Source organism: Faecalibacterium longum (assembly GCF_040094125.1).
In the GTDB taxonomy this organism is placed as follows: domain Bacteria; phylum Bacillota; class Clostridia; order Oscillospirales; family Ruminococcaceae; genus Faecalibacterium; species Faecalibacterium longum.
Genome location: NZ_JBBNIH010000102.1, coordinates 1 through 4,404 on the forward strand (window position 1 = coordinate 1; position 4,404 = coordinate 4,404).

At 61.0% G+C, this 4,404-nt stretch carries 5 protein-coding genes, 2 tRNA genes and 1 riboswitch; of the genes, 5 read left to right on the top strand and 2 right to left on the bottom strand.

The genetic code is table 11. The features are described 5' to 3' along the window. Positions 1-405: 405 nt before the first annotated feature. A tRNA-Asn gene (locus AAAU26_RS03520) sits at positions 406-479 on the bottom strand. Between the two features lie 150 nt (positions 480-629). Here AAAU26_RS03520 and AAAU26_RS03525 point away from each other — a divergent pair. From AAAU26_RS03525 to sigG, 3 genes are all read left to right on the top strand, one after another. Further along, complete coding sequence (locus AAAU26_RS03525; RefSeq protein ID WP_227619354.1) at positions 630-1,463, top strand: sigma-E processing peptidase SpoIIGA; 834 nt, start codon at positions 630-632, stop codon at positions 1,461-1,463. 24 nt (positions 1,464-1,487) lie between these two features. Beyond that, complete coding sequence (gene sigK, locus AAAU26_RS03530; protein WP_227619353.1) at positions 1,488-2,189, top strand: RNA polymerase sporulation sigma factor SigK; 702 nt, start codon at positions 1,488-1,490, stop codon at positions 2,187-2,189. A gap of 81 nt (positions 2,190-2,270) precedes the next feature. Then, positions 2,271-3,038, top strand: coding sequence for an RNA polymerase sporulation sigma factor SigG (gene sigG, locus AAAU26_RS03535; RefSeq protein ID WP_158396595.1), 768 nt, complete (start codon positions 2,271-2,273; stop codon positions 3,036-3,038). A 34-nt stretch (positions 3,039-3,072) separates the two neighbouring features. Here sigG and AAAU26_RS03540 read toward each other — a convergent pair whose 3' ends face one another. Then, positions 3,073-3,324: a sporulation transcriptional regulator SpoIIID gene (locus tag AAAU26_RS03540; RefSeq protein WP_015565655.1), complete on the bottom strand. Its 252-nt coding sequence runs from the start codon at positions 3,322-3,324 to the stop codon at positions 3,073-3,075. 108 nt (positions 3,325-3,432) lie between these two features. Then, positions 3,433-3,533, top strand: a riboswitch (TPP riboswitch). Between the two features lie 87 nt (positions 3,534-3,620). Between AAAU26_RS03540 and thiT the strand changes: the two genes are divergently transcribed. Together thiT and AAAU26_RS03550 are read left to right on the top strand one after the other, a co-directional pair. After that, positions 3,621-4,193, top strand: coding sequence for an energy-coupled thiamine transporter ThiT (thiT, locus tag AAAU26_RS03545; RefSeq protein ID WP_149794192.1), 573 nt, complete (start codon positions 3,621-3,623; stop codon positions 4,191-4,193). A gap of 137 nt (positions 4,194-4,330) precedes the next feature. After that, positions 4,331-4,403, top strand: a tRNA-Ala gene (locus AAAU26_RS03550). Position 4,404 lies beyond the last annotated feature (1 nt).

Below are 4,404 nucleotides of genomic sequence, written 5' to 3' on the forward strand. Positions count from 1 at the left end.
CCCGGTTGCGCAACCGGGAAAACCTATGCAACCGAGTGCGCACTCGGCAACATCACGAGTTAAGTAAGCTGCCATTTTGGCATCTTTACACTATTTTACCATACTTTCCCCCCTGCCACAAGGCTAAATGGCCGGAAAAACAGCCAAAACGGGCAGAAAAGTAGAAAAAATGCGTGTAAATCACTCTGCCGCCGCCCCTCAGAGCCAAAAAACGCTGGGGGAAAAACGCCAGAATCTCCAAAAATACCATTACAGCTTGGATGTAGTGTAACACAAATACGCCATTTCTTCAAGAGGACATTTTTTAATTTACCTTTAATTTTTGAAAATAATGTGAAAAAGGCTACAGTTTGGTTACACACAGCACACAAAAAAACGGCGAAGAAAACTCTTCGCCGTAAAAAGCGCCTCTTGCCTGACTCGAACAGGCGACACCCTGATTAACAGTCAGGTGCTCTAACCGACTGAGCTAAAGAGGCAGATATTCAATTTCCAGCGGACTTGCCGCGAGATGTATTATACCGCATCTCGGGGAAGTTTGCAAGGGGTTTTTGCAAAAAAAGCGCCTGAGAGGGTTCGACCCTTTTTCTCCCGCCCCTCTGCTACCCTAGAAAGAGGGGGTGGGGCTTGTGCGGACGGTCATCTATCTTGATGTGCTTCTTCTGGTGAATTTCGTGGTGGGGGCGGCGTTCCTGCTGGCGGCGGGGCTGCTGTGCGGGGCGTGCTGTTCGCCGCTGCGGCTGGTGGGCGGCGCGGGAGCGGCGGCAGTGTCGTCGCTGGCCCTGCTGGCCCCCACCGCCCCCTGGCCGCTGGCCCTTACTTATAAAGGTACGTCCGCCGCCCTCTGCGTAGCCGCTGCCTACGGCTGGCAGGGGGCGCGGAACACCGCCCGGCTCACGGCGTGGTTCGTCCTGCTCAATCTGACCCTCACGGGGGCGCTTTTCCTGCCCGGTGCGGCCTGCAACAACCTCAGCTTCTATCTGCCGGTGTCGCCGGGGCTGCTGCTGGCGTCCACAGCGGGGGTCTGCGGCGTGGTAGAGGGGGTGCTGCACGTTCTGGGCCGCAGCGGCCCGGCCTGCTTTGGGGCGGAGCTGTCGGTGGCCGGGCAGGCCGTCCCGCTGAGCGTCTTCTGCGACACCGGCTTCCATCTGCAGGAGCCGCTTTCGGGCCGGGCGGTGGTGCTGGTGCGGCTGGATGCCGTGCCTCTGCCCGCCGGGGTGAGGGCATATCTGGACGCCTGCCTCGCGGGCGTCGGCGCAGAGCCTCGCCCGGAGTGGGGCGTGCGGTTCGTACCCTGTCAGACCGTCGCGGGACACTGTCTGCTGCCCGCCCTGCCTGCCGCGCTTGTGTCAAACGGTAGAAAACAGGATGGAATATACGCAGCGTTTTGCGATATGCCGCCTCCGCCGGGCGGATGGACGGCTCTCGTCAGCGCGGAAACGGCGGCGCTGCTGGGTAAATGACAATACAGTGGGAGGAATGCACCTGTGTTTCAACGATTTGTAAATCTTTTGCAGCGCCTCTGGGCCAGACTGAGCTGGACGGGCGGAGTACATTATCTGAATGGCGGGCCGGGTCTGCCGCCGCCCCTGACTCCGGAAGAGGAGAAAGCCCTTCTGGCCCGGATGGCCGACGGAGACTCCGCCGCCCGGGATGAGCTCATCACCCATAACCTGCGGCTGGTGGTGTACATTGCGAAGAAATACGAGGGCAGCGGTGTCCCCTCGGAGGACATGGTGTCCATCGGCACCATCGGGCTCATCAAGGCTGTGAACACCTTCACGCCCGAGCGGAGCATCAAGCTGGCGACTTACGCCAGCCGCTGCATCGGCAACGAGATCCTGATGTATCTGCGCAAAAGCTCCAACCGGCGGCAGGAGGCCAGCATCGACGAGCCGCTGAACATCGACGGCGACGGCAACGAGCTGCTGCTGTCGGACGTGCTGAGCAGCGAGGAGAATCAGGTGGGCCAGCGTCTCGAACAGGACGCCGAGCGGGCCAGCCTCCGCCGGTCGGTGGAGCAGCTCTCGCCCCGGGAGCGGCAGATCATGGAGCTGCGCTTCGGCCTGCTGGACGGCGTGGAGCGGACCCAGAAGGAGGTGGCAGACGCCATCGGCATCAGCCAGAGCTATATTTCGAGGCTGGAGAAAAGGATCATACGGCAGCTGAGGGAACAGCTGGGGGAGTAGCCCCCTGAATTTGGAATGAATGTTATCCTGCCCCTGCGGCCATACTTCCGGTGAAATTGAAACGAAACCGGAGGGTAGGGGATGTACAACAAGGTTGAGCTGTGCGGCGTGAACACCGCCGAACTGCCGATACTGTCCGAGCAGGAGAAACGCGACCTGCTCACCCGGGCGCGGGCCGGGGACAAAGAGGCCCGCCAGAGCATGATAGAGGGCAACCTGCGGCTGGTGCTCAGCGTGGTGCAGCGCTTTTCGCAGCGGGGCGAGAACATGGACGACCTGTTTCAGGTGGGGTGCATCGGGCTCATCAAGGCCATCGACAACTTCGACCCGGCCCAGCAGGTGCGGTTCTCCACCTACGGTGTGCCGATGATCATCGGCGAGATACGGCGGTTCCTGCGGGACAACAACGCCCTGCGGGTGAGCCGCAGCCTCCGGGACACGGCCTACCGGGCTATGCAGTCCCGCGAGGAACTGGAAAAGCAGCTGGGCCGTGAACCCACTGTGGACGAGATCGCCCAGAAGACCGGTCTGTCCCGCCGCGAGGTGTCGGCGGCGCTGGAATCGGTGGTGGAGCCGCTGAGTCTTGAGGAACCGGTCTACGCCGACGGCGGCGATGCGGTGTACGTCATCGACCAGGTGCGTGACCCCGACGGCGAGGACAGCTGGATCAGCGGCCTACAGTTTCGCCAGACCGTGGCGGGCCTCACCCCGCGCGAAAAGCGCATCATGGAACTGCGCTACCTCAAAGGCAAGACCCAGATGGAGGTAGCCCGGGAGATCGGCATCAGCCAGGCACAGGTGAGCCGACTGGAAAAGGCGGCGCTGGAGCAGTTCCACCAGATGACATGACAAAGCGGCGGTGCCTGGACACCGCCGCTTTCCGCTAACGAGGCTTGTGGTATTTTTCCCGGGTGGCCGCGCCGCCCCGCAGATGGCGCTCGGCCTTGTTCCGGGCCAGCACCATCTGCACCTGCCGGAACAGCTCAGGGCCTACCGTCCGCAGCCGCACCGACACGTCTTTGTGTACGGTGGACTTGCTGCAGCCGAAGGCCCGCGCCGCCGCCCGCACGGTGGCCCCATGCTCCACGATGTACTCTCCCAGCAGCAGCGCCCGCTGTTCCGGATCACCTTTCATGACTGCTCCCTCCCGCCAAAGTGTGCTTGTTCCAGAATATGTGACCCGGCGGGCCGATATACCGCCGGGGGCTTGACTTTTGGCGGAGAGCGGCTATACTGAAAGCGGACATGAAAACAGGGGCGCCGTGAGGCTGAGATCTGCTGGAAGCAGAGACCCTTGAACCTGATCCGGGTAATGCCGGCGTAGGTAGTTTGCGGAAAGGTCCCGATTTTCACAAACAGCCCGTGCGCCTGCCAGCAAAAGCAGGCGTATTTTTGTTTTTGTGTACTATTATTATGAGAAGAGGAATCCTCATGTCGAAATCCTACTCCAAGACCCGGGTGCTGGTGGAGTGCGCTCTGATGGTGGCTATCGGCACTGTGCTGGCCAACATCAAGATCTTCACCATGCCCAACGGCGGCAGCGTCACCCTGCTGAGTATGCTGCCCTTCGTGCTCGTCTCCTTCCGCCACGGCGTCAAGTGGGGTCTGTTCACCGGTCTGGTGAACGGCTGCCTGCAGATGCTGCTGGGCTTCTGGGCTCCCCCGACGCCCACCTTTATCTACTTCCTCGGTGAGATCCTGCTGGACTATCTGGTGGCCTTTATGGCTCTGGGTACCGCAGAGTTCTTCGCCCGCCCCTTCAAGAACCGGATGGTCGGCGTGGCCGTCGGTACGGCCATCGCAGGCTTCCTGCGCTTCATGTGCAGCTTCCTGTCCGGCGTCCTCGTCTGGGGCAACCTGAATGAGGGTCTGAGCGCCTGGACCTACAGCCTCGTGTACAACGCCAGCTACATGCTGCCGGAGACGCTCATCACTGTGGTGGGCGCTGTGCTGCTCATCAAGGCAGCACCCCAGATCTTCGACCGTCAGTACACCAAAGCCTGAGTTCTCCTGGACGCAAGTCCCGCCGGAGGCAGAAATGCACCCGGCGGGACTTTTTTGCACGAATTTGAAAAAAGCTGTTGACAACTCTCCTTTCAGCTGGTATAATAACACACGTCGTCAGGAACGACACAGGCTATGGGGGATTAGCTCAGCTGGGAGAGCGCTTGCATGGCATGCAAGAGGTCAGCGGTTCGATCCCGCTATTCTCCAC

What these genes read in the sequence shown, in the direction of transcription:
- thiT (WP_149794192.1), top strand. Translation starts at nt 3,621, where the DNA reads ATGTCGAAATCCTACTCCAAGACCCGGGTGCTGGTGGAGTGCGCTCTG.
- sigG (WP_158396595.1), top strand. Translation starts at nt 2,271, where the DNA reads ATGTACAACAAGGTTGAGCTGTGCGGCGTGAACACCGCCGAACTGCCG.
- AAAU26_RS03540 (WP_015565655.1), bottom strand. Translation starts at nt 3,324, where the DNA reads ATGAAAGGTGATCCGGAACAGCGGGCGCTGCTGCTGGGAGAGTACATC.